Origin of the sequence: Nitrospira sp., assembly GCA_029194665.1 — a bacterium.
Taxonomy (GTDB): domain Bacteria; phylum Nitrospirota; class Nitrospiria; order Nitrospirales; family Nitrospiraceae; genus Nitrospira_D.
In genome coordinates this window covers 1,156,922-1,172,443 of the sequence record JARFXO010000001.1, presented here as the reverse complement: position 1 = coordinate 1,172,443, position 15,522 = coordinate 1,156,922, and the positions used below count along the sequence as shown (strand labels likewise).

Sequence of the window (15,522 nt, the reverse complement as noted above, 5' to 3'; positions counted from 1 at the left end):
TCCAATATCACGGGCCTTGTGTCTGATGGTTCCTGTCTACGACGAACGAAGATGTCGGATCGCTCCCAAGGTCTTTTCGATTTCCTGTGGTGAGTTCAGGAGGCTTGGTGCGAGCCTGGCATACTGCGTCGCGTAGGGTGTCACGCTGCCGACTATCTTACGCTGCCGCAGCTTCTCCACGATCTGACGAGGAGTCATTCCAGCCACTTCGAAGCAGACGATCCCAGCCGAAAGATCCTGCGAGAGTGGTGTGTGGAGGGTGACATGAGGCATGGCCGCCAAGCCTTGCTTCAGCTGTTGATTCAATTCATAGATACGCTGCGTTACTTTGGCTTTCCCGATGGCTTGATGGAGCTTGAAGGCTTCGTCCAGCGCCCAGCGATGTTCGAATGAATGGAACCCGCCGGGTGTCATATAAGTGGATTGCGGAAGACTGTGTGGTGATCCATTCTTCAGCCAAATCTCAAAAGCTTGCGAATTGAAGGTTGGGATAATTGCCTGAGCGATGGGCCAGGCCTTCGGGTGGCCCCAGACGAGACCGGTTCCACGCGGGCCGAACATCCATTTGTGGGTTCCGGCGATAAGAAAGTCACAACCAAGCTCAGATAGGCGGAAGTCTTCGACCCCCAACGCGTGAACTCCGTCCACACAGAAGATGATCCGGTCTTGTTCTGCTCTGGATTGATTGATTGACTGGATGGCCAACGCCATTGCGTGGATCGGCAGTTTCAGGCCCGTGCTGGAATGGACCCAGGTGACGGCCACGATGCGTGTGGTGGGCAAAATGCCTTTGCGCAGGGAATCGACGATCTCGTTACGGGAGACGGTCTTGAGTGCACGATACAGGGGGATCTGCCGAACCTTGGCGCCTGTGCGTTCGGCACGAAGGCGGAGAGAGGTTTCCGTCGAATAATGGTCGTGGATGGTCGTCAAGATTTCCTGTCCGGCTTGAAGCTGTAAGCCGCCGTAGAGGAGACCCAGCCCCATCGTCGTACTGTCGGTCAAGGCAATGTCTGTGGGCTGAGCACCCAGATAATCGGCCGCCGCTTGGAGGACCTTCGCTTCTTGTTTCTCTTCGTGCTGGTACCAATAGCCGATGGGATCCGCGTCCAGGCCGGCGCGATGCCGTTCGATCGCTTCTCGTACCGGCGTGGGATGGGACGCAAGGAAGAACGCTGCGAGATGGACGAGCTGAGGAGCCAATGGAAACTGTGCCCGAAAGTCTTCCCAATTTTTGAACCTGTAGAGGGAGGGAGGTTGATCGGCAATCGCGCGAGAGGAGGCACCGGCCAGTACCGCTGCGCCCAAGGCCAATCCCGTTCGCACCAGAAAGTCGCGACGTCCAATATCGTTCATAGAACCTCCAGGTCATGGCTGACAGCTGTACTCTACTGCTTGTCCAGAAAGTCAGGCAAGGAACGAGCGTGTCCATTCGAGTCAAGCGGACCAGCGGACAGCCATACAGGAGGCGACTCTGCTAGGACTGGTAGGTTTCCATGGGAGGACAACTACAAACCAGATGACGGTCGCCGTAGGCTTCGTCGATACGGCTCACGCTCGGCCAGAACTTGCTGTTTCTGATCCAGGGAGCGGGAAAGGCAGCCTGCTCACGGCTATAGGGGCGATGCCACTCCGTCGCCGTTACGATCGCGGCGGTGTGAGGCGCGTTCTTCAGCAGATTGTTCGTCCGTGGCTGACGCCCATCGACGATCTCTTGAATCTCGGCACGGATCAGAATGAGTGCTTCGCAGAACCGATCGAGTTCGCTCTTGGCTTCACTCTCCGTCGGTTCGATCATGAGCGTGCCTGGTACCGGGAACGACACGGTCGGCGCATGGAAGCCGTAGTCCATCAATCGCTTGGCCACATCCATCGCCTCGATACCGGCGCTTTCTTTGAATTCACGCAGATCCAGGATGAACTCATGAGCTACCAGCCCGGAGTCCCCCCTATAGAGGATCGAATAATGCTTCTCCAGCCGCTTGGCCATGTAGTTGGCATTGAGGATGGCCACCTCTGTGGCTTTGGTCAATCCGTCTCGTCCCATCAAGGCGATATAGGCCCAGGAGATCGGAAGAATGCTCGGACTGCCGAACGGGGCTGCTGCCACCGGGCCGATGGATTGAGGCCCACCAAGCTTGATCACGGGATGCCCTGGGAGAAACGGCACCAGATGTCGTGCCACTCCGATCGGTCCCACGCCGGGCCCTCCACCTCCATGGGGAATACAAAACGTCTTATGGAGGTTGAGATGGCAGACATCGGCCCCAATGTCGCCCAGGCGGCAAAGGCCGACCATGGCATTCATATTGGCCCCATCGATGTAGACCTGGCCGCCATGGGTATGGATGATTTGACAAATGCGCCGCACGCTTGCCTCAAACACTCCATGGGTTGACGGATACGTGAGCATCAGGGCCGATAATCGGTCCCGATATTGAGCGGCCTTAGCCTCCAAGTCGGCGACATCGACGTTTCCGTTCCGATCGCACGCGACGACGACAACCTCCATGCCGACCATGGCGGCGCTGGCAGGGTTCGTGCCGTGGGCCGAGACGGGGATCAAGCAGACGTCGCGATGTGTTTCTCCCTTCGATCGATGGTAGGCTCGGATCATCATCAGGCCGGAATATTCACCCTGAGATCCGGCGTTCGGTTGCAGCGAGAAGGCAGCAAATCCGGCAATCTCGGCCAGCCATGATTCGAGCTGTCCGAACAAGGTTCGATAGCCAAGCGTTTGCTCAGCCGGCGCGAAGGGATGCAGCCGAGCGAACTCTGGCCAGGTCACCGGCAGCATTTCAGCCGTGGCATTCAGTTTCATCGTGCAGGAGCCCAGCGGAATCATCGAGTGGACGAGTGACAGGTCCCTTGCCTGCAACCGGTGGAGATAACGGAGCATCTCGTGCTCAGAACGATATCGATGAAAGACCTCATGCGTCAGGTATTTACTCGACCTCGCTAGGGTGGATGAGTAGCTGAGATCGATGGAGGCAGCGAGGTCGGAGAGACGGAAGGGCAACTGATCATGACCGACGAAGATTTGTAGTAAGCGCTGTACTTCCTCCTCCGTACTGACCTCGTCGAGCGAGATGCCGATTGAGCCGTCGTCATAGCGACGGAAATTGATTCCTTGTGCATCAGCGCGCGTCGCAATCTGATCCGCTTGCGCCTTGGACAGTGGTACCCGAACTGTATCGAAAAAGACTTTCGGTAGGACGTCGAACCCAAGCCGGCGCAGTCCTTCGGCCAGCAACAGCGTGAGGCCGTGGACACGTTCGGCAATCCGACGCAACCCGTCCGGCCCATGGTACACAACATACATGGCGGCCATGACTGCCAACAGGACTTGAGCCGTACAGATGTTACTGGTAGCCTTCTCCCGTCTGATGTGTTGCTCCCTCGTCTGAAGCGAAAGCCTGATGGCAGGTTTGCCGGTCACATCTTTTGAGAAACCGACAAGGCGACCAGGCACCTGCCGTTTGTATTCCTCTTTGGTGGAGAGAAATGCAGCATGGGGGCCACCGAAGCCAAGCGGCACACCGAACCTCTGTGTCGAACCGACGGCAATATCGGCGCCGAATTCCCCCGGCGAGCGGAGCAAGGTCAGGGCCAGAAGATCGGTAGCAACCACCACGCGAACACCGGCCTCATGAGCCTGCGCGACCAATGTGCTGAAATCGCTCACATAGCCGTCCGTAGCCGGGTACTGCAACAGAATGCCGCACAGCTGAGGACGCGAACAATCAACGAACGAGGCGACGCCGGTCTTGACGACAATACCCAGAGGTTCAGCTCTGGTCCGCAACACCGCCAAGGTCTGGGGGTGGCAGTCGCGCGAGACAAAGAATTCCCTTCGCTCCTCGCCTGCGTTGCGGGCGATCGTGTAACACATCGCCATCGCTTCAGCTGCAGCGGTCGCTTCATCCAACAGCGAGGCATTCGCCAGCGGCAGACCGGTCAAGTCCGCCACCATGGTTTGGAAGGTCACGAGCGCCTCCAGGCGGCCTTGTGAGATCTCGGCTTGGTATGGGGTGTATTGCGTATACCATGCGGGATTTTCTAGAATATTTCGCTGAATCACCCCCGGCGTGACGCAATCGTAGTACCCCATGCCGATCAGCGATCGATAGACCTTATTTTGGGATGCAATGGCTTTCAGGCGGGCCAGGACGGCCTGCTCGCCGTCGCTGTTCGGAATGTCCAGGGACCGACGAAAACGAAGGTCGGGAGGAATAGCCGTATCGGCCAACGTGTTGAGCGAGGGGAGGCCGAGCACTGCCAGCATCTCCTGAATATCGGCCCTTGTGGGACCCAGGTGCCGGTGAATAAAGTCATCAGTCGGTCGAAGCCAATTCTGAGATGTCATGAAGTCGGCTACCTTCTGTTTTGTTCGGAAGGGATGTGTCGAGACTACTTCTGTCGATTGGGCAAGGTACCATGCGATCAGCCCTATTTCCAAGAGCAGGCCTTATCCGAAGCAGTCATCGGGTTCGGCATGTATTCCGTCGGGACCATCGTCCTGCAGAGCCCCGGGCTTTGATTGCTTTTCGCATAATTCACGCTATTGTTAGCTCATACCTTCGGTCCGGAGAGCTGGCCAATGGTTGCCATGAAGCGGGGCTCCGATGGATGAGAGGACGGAGAATGGATCGCCGCGTCGCTTCTCTATGGTAAAGGCTATCGGCATAGTGTTTGTTCTCGGTACTGCCGCGATCATGGGATACGCGGGATATGCGATTGTGAAGAACCAGAGTCTGGGGTTCAGCTTTCTGGTTCCCCACTTCCCGGCAAGTCAGCCTAACGTGGTTCTCACAGACTCGCGATCGAAGCCCTCCAAGCCCGATGTCCGTCTGACTCGTGAAGGGATCGATCGGCTGCTCAGCGCACTCGACGAGGCTGTTCGACGAAAGGATGTCGACGGCGTCCTGCGCCACATCACCCACGACGCGACCATCACCATTCATCTGAAACAAGGCCCGCAACAACAGATGGCCCTGCTGACGAGGGCAGACTACCGGAAGACCCTCGCCATGAGTTTCGCCTTTCCCAGCGCCAAGGACTTCACTCGCACGAATACGTCCGTCTCGTTGGCCTCGGATGAGCGAAGCGCGAAAGTGTCCTTTAAATCGACGGAGACACTTCTACAAGCCAATCGAGAATTCAAGACGGAAGGCGAAGAAACGCTGGTCTTCAATATCCGCGACGGCAAGCCCATGATTACCTCTCTGGAACAGACATTCCCCGGGGATTCGACCTAGCCACGGCTTCGGGAACGATCGAGCGCATCTGGACACTGCAAGATTCACATTCATCGGTCTGGTATAATCACGCCGCTGCCCAACATGTGTCGGAGTGTGTATGCGTGTGCTTGTCATAGAAGATGAAACCAAAGTCGGCTCTTTTATTCAGCGAGCGCTTGAAGAAGAAAGCTATGCCGTCGATCTCTGTGAGGACGGAGCCAAAGGGTTAGAGATGGCCCTGGCGATCAATTACGACCTCCTGGTCGTCGACGTGATGTTGCCGTCGATGTCCGGTCTGGATGTGCTGAAGAATATCCGTCGGGAACGGATCCACACCCCGGTGCTGATTCTCTCTGCTCAATCCCAGATCGACCAACGGGTCAAAGGGCTGGATGCCGGGGCCGACGATTACTTGACCAAGCCGTTTGCGATCGATGAACTCTTGGCGCGCGTGCGGGCCCTGTTGCGTCGTGGGGCATCCGAGAGCCCAGGAATCCTCCAGGTGGAGGATCTGATTCTCAACCCGGCGACCCGTGACGTCACGCGGGGGGGGCAACGCATCGATTTGACGCTGAAAGAGTACGCCTTACTCGAATATCTGATGCGTCATACCGGCCGCGTGCTCACCAGGCCCATGATCTCCGAACACGTGTGGAATCAAGATTTCGATACCTTCACCAACGTCATCGATGTCTATGTCAACTACCTCCGGAATAAAATCGATCGAGGCCGAACCAAGAAATTGATCCATACCATTCGCGGTAGCGGGTATATGCTGAAGGCTGACTAGTACTGTGCCGAAGCAACCATTGCTTCCGTGCTTCGTGTTCGAGATGCGCTAAACCGACAAGCAGGTTCTGCGACGGTATCATTTCGCCACCACCGACCAGGAGCTGACCTATGCCGCTACGTGTTCGGCTGACCCTCTGGTACGGGACCGCCCTGGCCATGGTCCTCATGGTGTTCTCCGTGGTGCTGTACGCCATGACCGCGCGAAATTTGCGCGACGCCGTCGATCAATCCCTCGAAGAAACGGCGACGACGGCTGTGCGGTCGCTCGAAGAGCGTGGGTTTCTTCCTCTGATTAGTGAAGAGGAATTGCTCTCCCAATTTCCAGAACTGGCCCGCATCGATAAGTTCTTCCAGATCTTCAGCCCCTCCGGCACCATCTCGATCCGTTCTCCCAACATCAAACAGCATGAAGTTCCACTCAGTCGAACCGCTCTCGATACCGCATTCGCCGGACAGAGCATTTTCGAGTCGGCTAAGTATCCCAATGAGCCTCCGTTGCGGCTGATCTCCATGCCCATCATGTACCGGGGTAATCTTTTGTACATCGTGCAAGTGGGCACGTCGATGGAATCGGTCGGAGAAACCCTCCATCGCTTCCTGATTCTGCTTGTGGTGGCAATTCCGATCGCTCTGGCTGTGTCCCTCGCGGGGGGATGGTTCTTGGCAGGGCGAGCGTTACGTCCTGTCGATAAGATTACCCTTGCCGCGCAGCGCATTACCGCCGGTGATCTCAGCCAGCGTCTCAGCATGCCGGCGGCGCATGACGAAATCGGCCGGCTGGCCGCCACCTTCAACAACATGATCGGCCGACTGGATGCCTCCTTCAGCCAAATCCGTCAGTTCACCAGTGATGCGTCGCATGAGTTGCGGACTCCCCTCACGGTGATGAAGGGTGAGACGGACCTGGTTCTACGGCGACCTCGTGCACTCGAAGACTATAAGTCGGTGCTTGAGAGCAATTTGGAAGAGATTGATCGAATGAGCAGGATTGTCGACGAACTGTTGTTCCTCTCTCGTGCCGACATGGGAGAAGTCAAACTGGACTCGTTACCCGTTGGGATGGAGTCTCTCGTCGAAGATATTCATCGCCAGGCCACGCAACTCGGGCAGGACCGAAAGATCGAGGTTGTACTGGGAACAGTGATGCCGGTGGTTGTGCAAGGCGACGACTTGCGGCTTCGCGAGTTGCTGCTCAATCTCGTGGAGAATGCGATGAAGTATTCGTACCAGGGAGGAAAGGTCGAGATTTCGTTGTTGAATGATGGTCGAGAGGCCAGGCTGTCGGTCACGGACCACGGCATCGGCATTGCCCAGGCAGACCACAAGCGGATTTTCCAACGCTTCTTCCGCACAGACGTCGCTCGTGCCCACACGAAGAAGGGAACTGGTCTCGGCCTCGCCATTTGTGCTTGGATCGTCGATTTGCACAAGGGACGGATAGAAGTCAAAAGTGATCTCGGCCAGGGATCAACCTTCACTGTTGTACTACCGCTCGCCCATTCCGCTGCTTAGCGAAGTCTAATTCCCGATTAATCTCTCTCTCATTACCGGTTGTTAGTTTTTTTAATCAAAACCGGGAAGCATCCTTGCGGTCATGAACTCGTTCTCTGGCGATTATTCGACCACAGCATTACAAGGGGGAAGTCATGTCATCGCATCCATATCGTGCCATCGGTTTCGTGATTGGCGTCGGTCTTGTAAGCGGTGCCCTGATCTGGGGCAACCACTCACTCACCGCGTCCCATGCATCGGATGCGCCGTCTCCGGCCTCCATGCAAGTAGCCGTAGATAGGCCGGCGAGTGGCTTCACGGAAGTCGCCAAACAGGTGACTCCGGCGGTCGTCAACATCACGACAGTCATGACGGAGCAAGCTTCAGAGGGATTTTCTGTCCCTGACGAGCTACGAGGACGAATGGAAGAATTCTTCGGAAAACCGTTCGGGCCTCGTGGGAGGGGACCGGCCGACCCTTATGAACATCGAGGGCCCCGGAGAGGACAAGGGTCCGGCGTCATCATCTCATCGGATGGATATATCCTGACCAACAATCACGTGATTGCCAAGGCTCGCGAAGTGAATGTCACGCTCCCCGACAAACGTGAGTTCAAGGGCAAGATCATCGGCACCGACCCAAAGACGGATCTTGCGGTGGTCAAGATCAACGTGACCGATCTTTCCGCGTTGTCCTGGGGTGATGCGTCACGCTTGCAAGTCGGTGAGTATGTGTTAGCCGTCGGCAATCCGTTTGGATTGAATTCCACCGTGACCCTCGGGATTGTGAGCGCAGTCGGACGAGGCCACATGGGCATCACTCAGTATGAGGATTTCATTCAAACAGATGCGGCCATCAATCCGGGTAACTCAGGCGGTGCTTTGGTCAATACCAGAGGTGAGCTCGTCGGCATTAATACGGCAATTTTCTCCCAGACCGGCGGCTATCAAGGCGTTGGCTTTGCCGTCTCAACAACCATGGCCAAGCCAATCTATGAGAGTTTGCTCAAGACAGGCAGGGTTGTCCGAGGGTATCTCGGTGTCGGCATTCAGGATCTGAACCAAGACCTGGCGAAGTCATTCAATATCAAGAATTCCAAAGGCGCCTTGGTCAGCGACGTCCGGGAAGACAGCCCGGCCGAACAGGCCGGATTGAAGCAGGGAGACGTCATTGTCGAGTATCAGGGCACTCCTGTGGAGGATGGGGTCACGTTGCAGCGACTGGTGACCAGGACTTCGATCGGCACCACCGTGCCGGTGAAAGTGATTCGTGACGGTCAAGAACGTGGGATGACAGTCAAAATTGTCGACCAGCCCGATGAAACGAAAGTCGCCAAGGGGGAAAGAGGCGAAACGGACTATGCCTTCTCCGGCCTCGCGGTAGAAGACTTAGATCAGGCTACCTCCAACGAACTCGGCCTTAAGGGGAAGCGAGGCGTGGTGGTGACCAGGGTTGCTCCGGACAGCGGAGCGGAGAAGGCCGGCCTTATGCCGGGCGACGTGATCCGAGAGATCAATCGGCAATCTATCAAGTCCGTGAAGGACTTTGAGAAGGCGTCTTCCGACATCAAAAAGGGAGACAGCGTGCTGATCTTGGTCAATCGACGTGGGAATCAGCTGTTCATATCTGTGAAGGTGTAATCCTGCGAAGGACCAAAAGGGGGCGGGTCGGATCGGATCGGATGACCTGCTCCCTTTTTCAACAGCCGCTAGTCGAACACCACCGTTTTTCTCCCATAGACCAAGACACGCCGTTCGATATGCCGCCGGACCGCGCGGGCAAGCACAATTTCCTCCAGGTCCCGCCCTTTGCGCACGAGATCTTCTACGGTATCCCGGTGTCCCACGCGAATCACGCCTTGCTCGATGATGGGGCCCTCATCCAGATCCTGAGTGGCGTAGTGCGCCGTCGCTCCGATGATCTTGACACCCCGGTCATAGGCCTGCCGATAAGGATTGGCTCCGATAAAGGCAGGGAGGAAAGAATGATGGATGTTGATGACAGGGCAGCCAACCTGAGCAAGAAAGTCCGCGCTGAGGATCTGCATGTAGCGAGCCATGACCACGAGTTCTACACGCTGCTCTTTCAGGAGCGCCAAGACTTGCTGTTCCTGCTGAGGCTTGGTCTCTTTGGTAACGGGATAAACGGCAAACGGGATCTTAAAGAGATCAGCCCAGCTGGCGCAGGTGTCGTGATTCGAAATGATAACAGGAATATCGATATGCAGTTCGTCTCGGCGGTGCCGCTGGAGCAGATCGGCCAGACAATGATCCTGTTTCGAAACCAACATGCCGACTTGCGTCCGTCGACTGGAGGGATGCACGTCGTAATGCATGTCGTACACTTTGGCGATCGGAGCGAAGGCAGCCGGTATGTCGTCCGGAGGAATTTGGAATCCCTCCGTGGCGAATTCCATGCGCATGAGAAAGTCGTTCGTGTCATCATCGGTGTGATGGTCGGAATCGAGGATATTGCCCCCGAAATCGTGAATGAACCCAGACACTCGCGCGACGATGCCTTTCCGGTCTTTGCAGTGGATCAAGAGAACGATCGAGTCTTTCCTCGGTGAGGTCATCGACCTTCGCTCCTGTGGAGGCGGCAGCAATCAGTGTAACAGATCGGGGCGAAGGACGACTCAGCAACCTGGTTTCGTAACGATGCGGCCGACCAGGTCGTAGGCTGCGGCGTCGGTGATCTCAACCGTGCAGAAATCGCCTGGCTTGGGAGAAGACATCTCGAGGCGGGGATGGTGTACGTGGGTGTTTGAAGTCGAGTCTTCGTCGATGTAGACAACACCATCTATTTCTGGGGCGAGCCCTTCGTGGCGCCCTTCCAGCACATGTTGTGTTTCTTCTGATCGTCCATCGATCAACACCTCGAGGGTGCTGCCGACTTTTACCCTGCCTTTGGCGGCAGAAATAGATTCTTGGAGGGAGAGGAGGGTGTTGCGACGTTCATCCATGATTTCCCGCTCGACTTTCTCATCCAAGTCGGCTGCTCCGGTCCCTTCCTCGTCCGAGTAGTGGAACACGGCGACCCGGTCGAACTCAGCCTGTTCCACATAGTCGTTCAGCTCGGTAAAGGCGGCGTCGGTTTCTCCCGGGAAACCGACGATGAACGCGGTCCGAAAAGTCACCGCGGGAATACGGGCCCGGATACGATCGACCAAGGCTTCGATCGCGGGGCGGTCTCCCAGACGATGCATGCGTTTGAGCATGCGGTCATTGATGTGCTGGAGCGGCATGTCGATATACTTGGTGATCTTTTCTTCGCCGGCGTAGAGGTCGAGCAGGTCATCCGTGACTTGCTGTGGATAGAGATAAAACGGACGAATCCATCGGAGGCCTTCGACTTTGACCAATTCGCGAAGTAAACGGACCAAGCCTTCGCGAAGACCGAGATCCACACCATAGTTGACTGTATCTTGCGAGATCAGATTGATTTCTTTGACGCCTTCATCGGCAAGCAGGCGCGCCTCGGCAACAATGGATTCCACCAGCCTGCTGCGCTGCTTCCCGCGCATCAGCGGAATAGCACAAAACGTACAGTTACGGTTACAGCCTTCGGCGATTTTCACATAGGCGCTATGCTGCTTGCCGAGTCTCAGTCGTGGCGCCAGCTCGTCATAGAGATAGGGCGGCTGACTGATCCAAAGGCGTCGATGCCGCTTCTTGGGAGCTAGGAGGTCCCGGCAGATGTCGGCGATTCTGCCGAATTCCCCGGTGCCGACCACCGCATCCAATTCCGGTAATTCTTTCAGCAAGTCTCCTTGATATCTCTGAGCTAAACAACCGGCTGCAATCAAGACGCGGCAAGTTCCTGTTTTCTTCAGGCGCCCATGTTCGAGGACGGTGTTGATCGATTCCTCTTTGGCCTCTTCGATGAACCCGCAGGTATTGACGATCACTACGTCGGCTTGCTTCGGGTCACCGGTCAGTTGAAACCCTTCGGCTACGAGAGACCCGAGCATGATTTCCGAGTCGACCTGATTCTTAGAACAACCAAGATTCACAAACCCGATCGTAGTTTTCTTGAGACTGGCTCCGATCAGCGATCGGTGCCTGTCCCTTTGGGATTCCGGTTTCGCCCGCCGCGGAATGATCAATGGCTGAGACATGGAAACAGTCTACGGGAGGGTTAAAAAGACTGTCAATCAGACCCTTGTAGCCCCTTGCAGGAGATCAATCAACTCCCCTAGAGTGCCCATCATGATTCGAACCTTTCAAGGAGTCAGGCCGACGATCCCCAGCTCATGCTTCATCGAAGAGACCGCTGTCATGATCGGCGATGTTGTCATGGGGGAGGACTGTAGTGTCTGGTTCAACAGCGTGATCCGAGGCGATGTGAACTACATCCGGATCGGAGATCGGACCAACGTGCAGGATCTCTGCATGCTGCACGTGACTCACGGCACACATCCGCTGATCATCGGCAACGAAGTCACGATCGGCCACCATGTCGTGCTGCACGGTTGTACGATTCAGGACCGTGTGCTGGTGGGTATGGGTGCGATCATTATGGACGGAGCGGTGATCGGAGGGGATTCCGTGGTAGGAGCCGGAGCCTTGGTCGTCGAAGGCACGATCGTGCCGCCGAAGAGCTTAATCCTCGGCTCGCCGGCCAAAATCAAGCGCCCGGTTACGGAGAAGGAATTGGCCTGGATAAAGGAATCGGCGGACAATTATGTGAACTATGCAAAAAGGTATATGAACGATACAGGTAAGAAAACCGGTTTTGAACTCTGAGGGATCTCAGACATTAACCCCGCCGCCGTTTACCTACCCTGATGAAACAGATCGGATCACCGACGAGTGCCGTGGGATACTGTTTGCGCTCCACGCGATACGGGAGCTTATGACGGTGGCACCAGTCTGCAATCCACACCACTTCCTCCGTTGAGGTTGTCACCAAGCCAGGCACCTTCAATTTGGGCATGCAACGGTCCACGATAAATTGGACAATCCGTCGTTCCTTCTGGAATCGTACCGGATCAAACGTGACCGGATCAGCTCGGCCATAGGACAGCGGTGAGAGGTGCGGAAACCGCTCAGGATCATTCAGCACACTGACCATCCAGAGATGATCGAAGAGACCAGTTGCCAGAGAGGCGTCCTGGGCCCTAAATCTTACGGGCAAGGATCGGCAGGCGCGATTGAGTATAGATACTTCCGACCGTCGGAGATTATAGGGTTCAACCTGGCGCTGAAGTTCGAGTGCTTCGGTTAGTAATGCCGGCAACTCCGTCACACCGGCGCCCACATAGAGACTGCGTCCCCCTGGCGGCAACTTCTTTATGAGGGCTTCGGCTACCTTGCTGCCTAGTCGCCGGCAGGGCTCTCGCTTCTTACGCCAAAACTCATCGCCCCCTTCATAGCAATAGATGGACTCGAGCCGTTTGTAATCGAGACGATCAAATACCTCAGCGATAGCTTGCCGAGTTGAGCCAGAAAGGTATTTTCGCATGGCCGCTCACCCATGACATGAAGGCGTACAAAAAAAGCGCTGCAGGACTTCTCCATATTCATGATTCATGAACATCGTGATGTAATGAATGGATAATGCCGGGAGCGGCTTAGGTAACGATACCGATAGCCAATTCAGGACGTCTCTTCTTCACGGTTTGGGAATTTCCAAGTCTTTACAGATTTTGTGAGCAAGAAAGTCGTTGATTTCCCGGTGGCGGGGTACGGTCGAAGTCTTTCCCGCAGAACGATTTACATAGACGCTGTGATTACCGCCTTCACGAAGCAATTGGGCCCCATGCGTTTCAATATGGCGGATCAGGTCGATCCGCTTCATGAAATCAGGGCAAATGGCTCGCGGATGACGGTCTTATCGTGCAGCGATTCTTCTGCTAACGCGCGGTTTGATTCCAAGACAAGTCGCACCGCCTCGTGGAGGTTGGTACGCGCTTCAGCAAGTGTATCGCCTTGGGTGTTCACTCCCGGTAGCTCTTCGACAAACCCGATATAGCCTTCCGGAACTTGCTGAAACACGGCGGTAAGCTGTTCCTTCATAATGGCGATCTCCTTTTCGAAGGGAAGTATAACAGAGGAGTTTCAGGAAGCCCATCTTCATTGGGCGTACAATTCGCCCTGAAACGCGCGATGGAGTATCGACTGGAAGAGCTCGTCAAGACGTCGGCGGAAGGCGGCTTGCTGAGTTTCCATCAGCCGAATCTCGGCAATTGGTAAGTCTGAGAGAACTGCAGCTCAGGCGAGGGTGGTGACTTCTAACTGGAGTCGCTTGGACATCGTGTTTTCCATGTCTTGAGGTTCGCCAAACTTAGCTGAAAGCGAACACGTCCATCTGAACGGATTTGATCGGTTTCGTTTCGCCATGGACCATCCGACGAACCTTTTCAGTTGTTTCGCGGCTAAAAACTGATTCGCCGCATTGAGTGCATACGGTTGCAGGAATGTTTTCGACTCGCACGGCTTTCCCATCAATATCGAAAACCTCGCTGACGAACTCCTGCCGCCCTTCGGTCTTCCCGCACACGTGACATCGGAACATGGCTACCTCCGTCGGGAATAATCATACCACTCCGCTTCGTCGGGTTCATAGATCGTAATGATCTTCAGCAAGTCTGCGTCCACATACGGCACTGGATATGCAGAGGGCGTCGAGTCGCTGTGAACCCCAACAGCAAGCAGCTTGGAGCATACTTGTCGTCCGGGTAGTCTTCGATGATTCTCGCTTGCGCGCCGGCTTGTCGAATTTCAAATTCGCTAATGGTTTGCTCGACAGCTCGCTTGAACGCATGGCGGCTGAACTCAAACTGGCCGAGGGACAACTGAGTGCGAATGTCGTCAATGGATTTCATTCAAACCAAAACCGTTCTGTACCCAGAATACAGTAGACCCCTCATAATTTCCCCTGGAACGCGCGATGGATGAGTGATTGGAAGAGGTCGTTGAGCCGATGTCTGGGTAAAATGTATCGGCCTTGATCAGCTGCAGTCTGGTCAACAATGCCTATGTCATGCCGAATTTTCCTAGGGTTGCTCAATAACATGGGAATATTCCCGAAACCTTCGCTTCCAGAACTGCCACCACTTCTTCTTGTCTCCAAGGCGACTAAAACTGTCCAGTGCAGAACGCGAGATGCCTAGATTCTGCGCCACCTGGTTCATTGTGAATTCGCCTGGATCGATCCTGCAGAAAACGTTTTATCGGAACTGGTCAGTACTCTGGAAGTACCCGGTCACGCATCCTCTTGGCCCCATACTGTCGAGGAGCGCTTCTCGTTCCTTGTCGGACAGAGGTTTCACTCGCTCCCACGATATGTCGTTCGTCTCAGCCCATTGAACCAAGTTACCATGCAGTGACATCGCAACATCGGCGGCCGAGAGTAAGTTGCTTGGTGGCCTGAGAGAGAAGTTCGGTGACATAAAGAGGGTGGCCATGATGCTGCCAGGAAGGGGTTGCACGATCACTCGAACGGACTTGATCATCTGATTGGTCATTGCTTTCTCCTTAAGCTTAGACTCGCCGGTTGTTGGAAAATTTCAGGTGGTGGAGGTAATCACAAATTGTGATCACCTCAGATTTCTCCTCAGCGTTGAGCCGAAACATGAAATCTTTGGGAAAACGATCGGCATTGCGCTTCACTGCCTGGTTCAGCTTTCGTGTCTCGACGCCATAGAGGCCGGCCAAATCAGCGTCGATCATCACCCGGTGTCCTCGAATGGTCAGAATCAGGGACTCAAAGGGTTTGGGACGCCTCATGCGATCTGCCTTCCAATGGACGGGGCTTTTTGGCATTCTTGCTCCGCTTCAAGCCAGTCGAGAGCATCGAGGACTTCTTCTGGGAGTGGTGTCTGCAAGCCACGCAACCGACGCAGTCTGCGTTTCTGCTCGTAACGGCGCCACACTATTTCATCTTCATTGAAGCAACGGACGAGTTCTTGAGAGTCAATGAACGGCTTGATGACAGATGGTCGTCTCATTCCATCCCGCTTAGCATGGCCGGGGAGTCTACCCAAGTCGGTCAATGA

Annotated in this window: 15 protein-coding genes; 5 read left to right on the top strand and 10 right to left on the bottom strand. The window is 55.4% G+C overall.

The window, feature by feature from the left end:
• Positions 1-36: 36 nt before the first annotated feature.
• The gene (locus P0119_05600; protein ID MDF0665537.1) at positions 37-1,356 is read right to left on the bottom strand and encodes an aminotransferase class V-fold PLP-dependent enzyme; all 1,320 of its coding nucleotides are present in this window, start codon (positions 1,354-1,356) and stop codon (positions 37-39) included.
• Between the two features lie 121 nt (positions 1,357-1,477).
• Positions 1,478-4,366, bottom strand: a complete 2,889-nt coding sequence (gene gcvP / locus P0119_05595) for an aminomethyl-transferring glycine dehydrogenase (GenBank protein MDF0665536.1) — start codon at positions 4,364-4,366, stop codon at positions 1,478-1,480.
• Positions 4,367-4,625: 259 nt separating this feature from the next.
• Between gcvP and P0119_05590 the strand changes: the two genes are divergently transcribed.
• From P0119_05590 to P0119_05575, 4 genes are all read left to right on the top strand, one after another.
• Positions 4,626-5,258, top strand: a complete 633-nt coding sequence (locus P0119_05590) for a hypothetical protein (GenBank protein ID MDF0665535.1) — start codon at positions 4,626-4,628, stop codon at positions 5,256-5,258.
• Between the two features lie 100 nt (positions 5,259-5,358).
• A complete protein-coding gene (locus P0119_05585) occupies positions 5,359-6,030 on the top strand; it encodes a response regulator transcription factor (protein ID MDF0665534.1) in 672 nt (223 codons plus the stop codon).
• A gap of 110 nt (positions 6,031-6,140) precedes the next feature.
• A complete protein-coding gene (locus P0119_05580) occupies positions 6,141-7,544 on the top strand; it encodes an ATP-binding protein (protein MDF0665533.1) in 1,404 nt (467 codons plus the stop codon).
• A 134-nt stretch (positions 7,545-7,678) separates the two neighbouring features.
• A complete protein-coding gene (locus tag P0119_05575) occupies positions 7,679-9,163 on the top strand; it encodes a DegQ family serine endoprotease (GenBank protein MDF0665532.1) in 1,485 nt (494 codons plus the stop codon).
• Positions 9,164-9,231: 68 nt separating this feature from the next.
• On the opposite strand, the gene purU is transcribed toward P0119_05575, so the two are convergent.
• Together purU and rimO are read right to left on the bottom strand one after the other, a co-directional pair.
• Positions 9,232-10,098, bottom strand: coding sequence for a formyltetrahydrofolate deformylase (purU, locus tag P0119_05570; GenBank protein ID MDF0665531.1), 867 nt, complete (start codon positions 10,096-10,098; stop codon positions 9,232-9,234).
• A 60-nt stretch (positions 10,099-10,158) separates the two neighbouring features.
• Positions 10,159-11,640: a 30S ribosomal protein S12 methylthiotransferase RimO gene (rimO, locus tag P0119_05565; GenBank protein MDF0665530.1), complete on the bottom strand. Its 1,482-nt coding sequence runs from the start codon at positions 11,638-11,640 to the stop codon at positions 10,159-10,161.
• A gap of 91 nt (positions 11,641-11,731) precedes the next feature.
• On the opposite strand from rimO, the gene P0119_05560 reads away from it, so the two are divergent.
• Entirely contained in the window at positions 11,732-12,268 is a 537-nt protein-coding gene (locus P0119_05560; protein ID MDF0665529.1) for a gamma carbonic anhydrase family protein, read from the top strand.
• Positions 12,269-12,281: 13 nt separating this feature from the next.
• On the opposite strand, the gene P0119_05555 is transcribed toward P0119_05560, so the two are convergent.
• From P0119_05555 to P0119_05530, 6 genes are all read right to left on the bottom strand, one after another.
• Positions 12,282-12,986 (bottom strand): hypothetical protein, encoded by a 705-nt coding sequence (locus tag P0119_05555; GenBank protein MDF0665528.1) that lies wholly within the window; start codon positions 12,984-12,986, stop codon positions 12,282-12,284.
• A 332-nt stretch (positions 12,987-13,318) separates the two neighbouring features.
• The gene (locus P0119_05550; protein MDF0665527.1) at positions 13,319-13,540 is read right to left on the bottom strand and encodes a type II toxin-antitoxin system HicB family antitoxin; all 222 of its coding nucleotides are present in this window, start codon (positions 13,538-13,540) and stop codon (positions 13,319-13,321) included.
• A 268-nt stretch (positions 13,541-13,808) separates the two neighbouring features.
• Positions 13,809-14,039 (bottom strand): YgiT-type zinc finger protein, encoded by a 231-nt coding sequence (locus tag P0119_05545; protein MDF0665526.1) that lies wholly within the window; start codon positions 14,037-14,039, stop codon positions 13,809-13,811.
• 655 nt (positions 14,040-14,694) lie between these two features.
• Entirely contained in the window at positions 14,695-14,991 is a 297-nt protein-coding gene (locus P0119_05540) for a hypothetical protein (GenBank protein MDF0665525.1), read from the bottom strand.
• 16 nt (positions 14,992-15,007) lie between these two features.
• Positions 15,008-15,253: an ORF6N domain-containing protein gene (locus tag P0119_05535; GenBank protein MDF0665524.1), complete on the bottom strand. Its 246-nt coding sequence runs from the start codon at positions 15,251-15,253 to the stop codon at positions 15,008-15,010.
• Positions 15,250-15,474 carry a hypothetical protein gene (locus P0119_05530; GenBank protein ID MDF0665523.1) on the bottom strand — a complete coding sequence of 75 codons (225 nt, stop codon included), beginning with the start codon at positions 15,472-15,474 and terminating at the stop codon, positions 15,250-15,252. The genes P0119_05535 and P0119_05530 overlap by 4 nt, the downstream gene beginning before the upstream one ends.
• Positions 15,475-15,522: the final 48 nt, after the last annotated feature.

Bases quoted from the DNA above. Each gene is read 5' to 3' on its own strand.
- P0119_05600 (MDF0665537.1), bottom strand. From the start codon at position 1,356: ATGAACGATATTGGACGTCGCGACTTTCTGGTGCGAACGGGATTGGCC.
- gcvP (MDF0665536.1), bottom strand. From the start codon at position 4,366: ATGACATCTCAGAATTGGCTTCGACCGACTGATGACTTTATTCACCGG.
- P0119_05590 (MDF0665535.1), top strand. From the start codon at position 4,626: ATGGATGAGAGGACGGAGAATGGATCGCCGCGTCGCTTCTCTATGGTA.
- P0119_05585 (MDF0665534.1), top strand. From the start codon at position 5,359: ATGCGTGTGCTTGTCATAGAAGATGAAACCAAAGTCGGCTCTTTTATT.
- P0119_05580 (MDF0665533.1), top strand. From the start codon at position 6,141: ATGCCGCTACGTGTTCGGCTGACCCTCTGGTACGGGACCGCCCTGGCC.
- P0119_05575 (MDF0665532.1), top strand. From the start codon at position 7,679: ATGTCATCGCATCCATATCGTGCCATCGGTTTCGTGATTGGCGTCGGT.
- purU (MDF0665531.1), bottom strand. From the start codon at position 10,098: ATGACCTCACCGAGGAAAGACTCGATCGTTCTCTTGATCCACTGCAAA.
- rimO (MDF0665530.1), bottom strand. From the start codon at position 11,640: ATGTCTCAGCCATTGATCATTCCGCGGCGGGCGAAACCGGAATCCCAA.
- P0119_05560 (MDF0665529.1), top strand. From the start codon at position 11,732: ATGATTCGAACCTTTCAAGGAGTCAGGCCGACGATCCCCAGCTCATGC.
- P0119_05555 (MDF0665528.1), bottom strand. From the start codon at position 12,986: ATGCGAAAATACCTTTCTGGCTCAACTCGGCAAGCTATCGCTGAGGTA.
- P0119_05550 (MDF0665527.1), bottom strand. From the start codon at position 13,540: ATGAAGGAACAGCTTACCGCCGTGTTTCAGCAAGTTCCGGAAGGCTAT.
- P0119_05545 (MDF0665526.1), bottom strand. From the start codon at position 14,039: ATGTTCCGATGTCACGTGTGCGGGAAGACCGAAGGGCGGCAGGAGTTC.
- P0119_05540 (MDF0665525.1), bottom strand. From the start codon at position 14,991: ATGACCAATCAGATGATCAAGTCCGTTCGAGTGATCGTGCAACCCCTT.
- P0119_05535 (MDF0665524.1), bottom strand. From the start codon at position 15,253: ATGAGGCGTCCCAAACCCTTTGAGTCCCTGATTCTGACCATTCGAGGA.
- P0119_05530 (MDF0665523.1), bottom strand. From the start codon at position 15,474: ATGAGACGACCATCTGTCATCAAGCCGTTCATTGACTCTCAAGAACTC.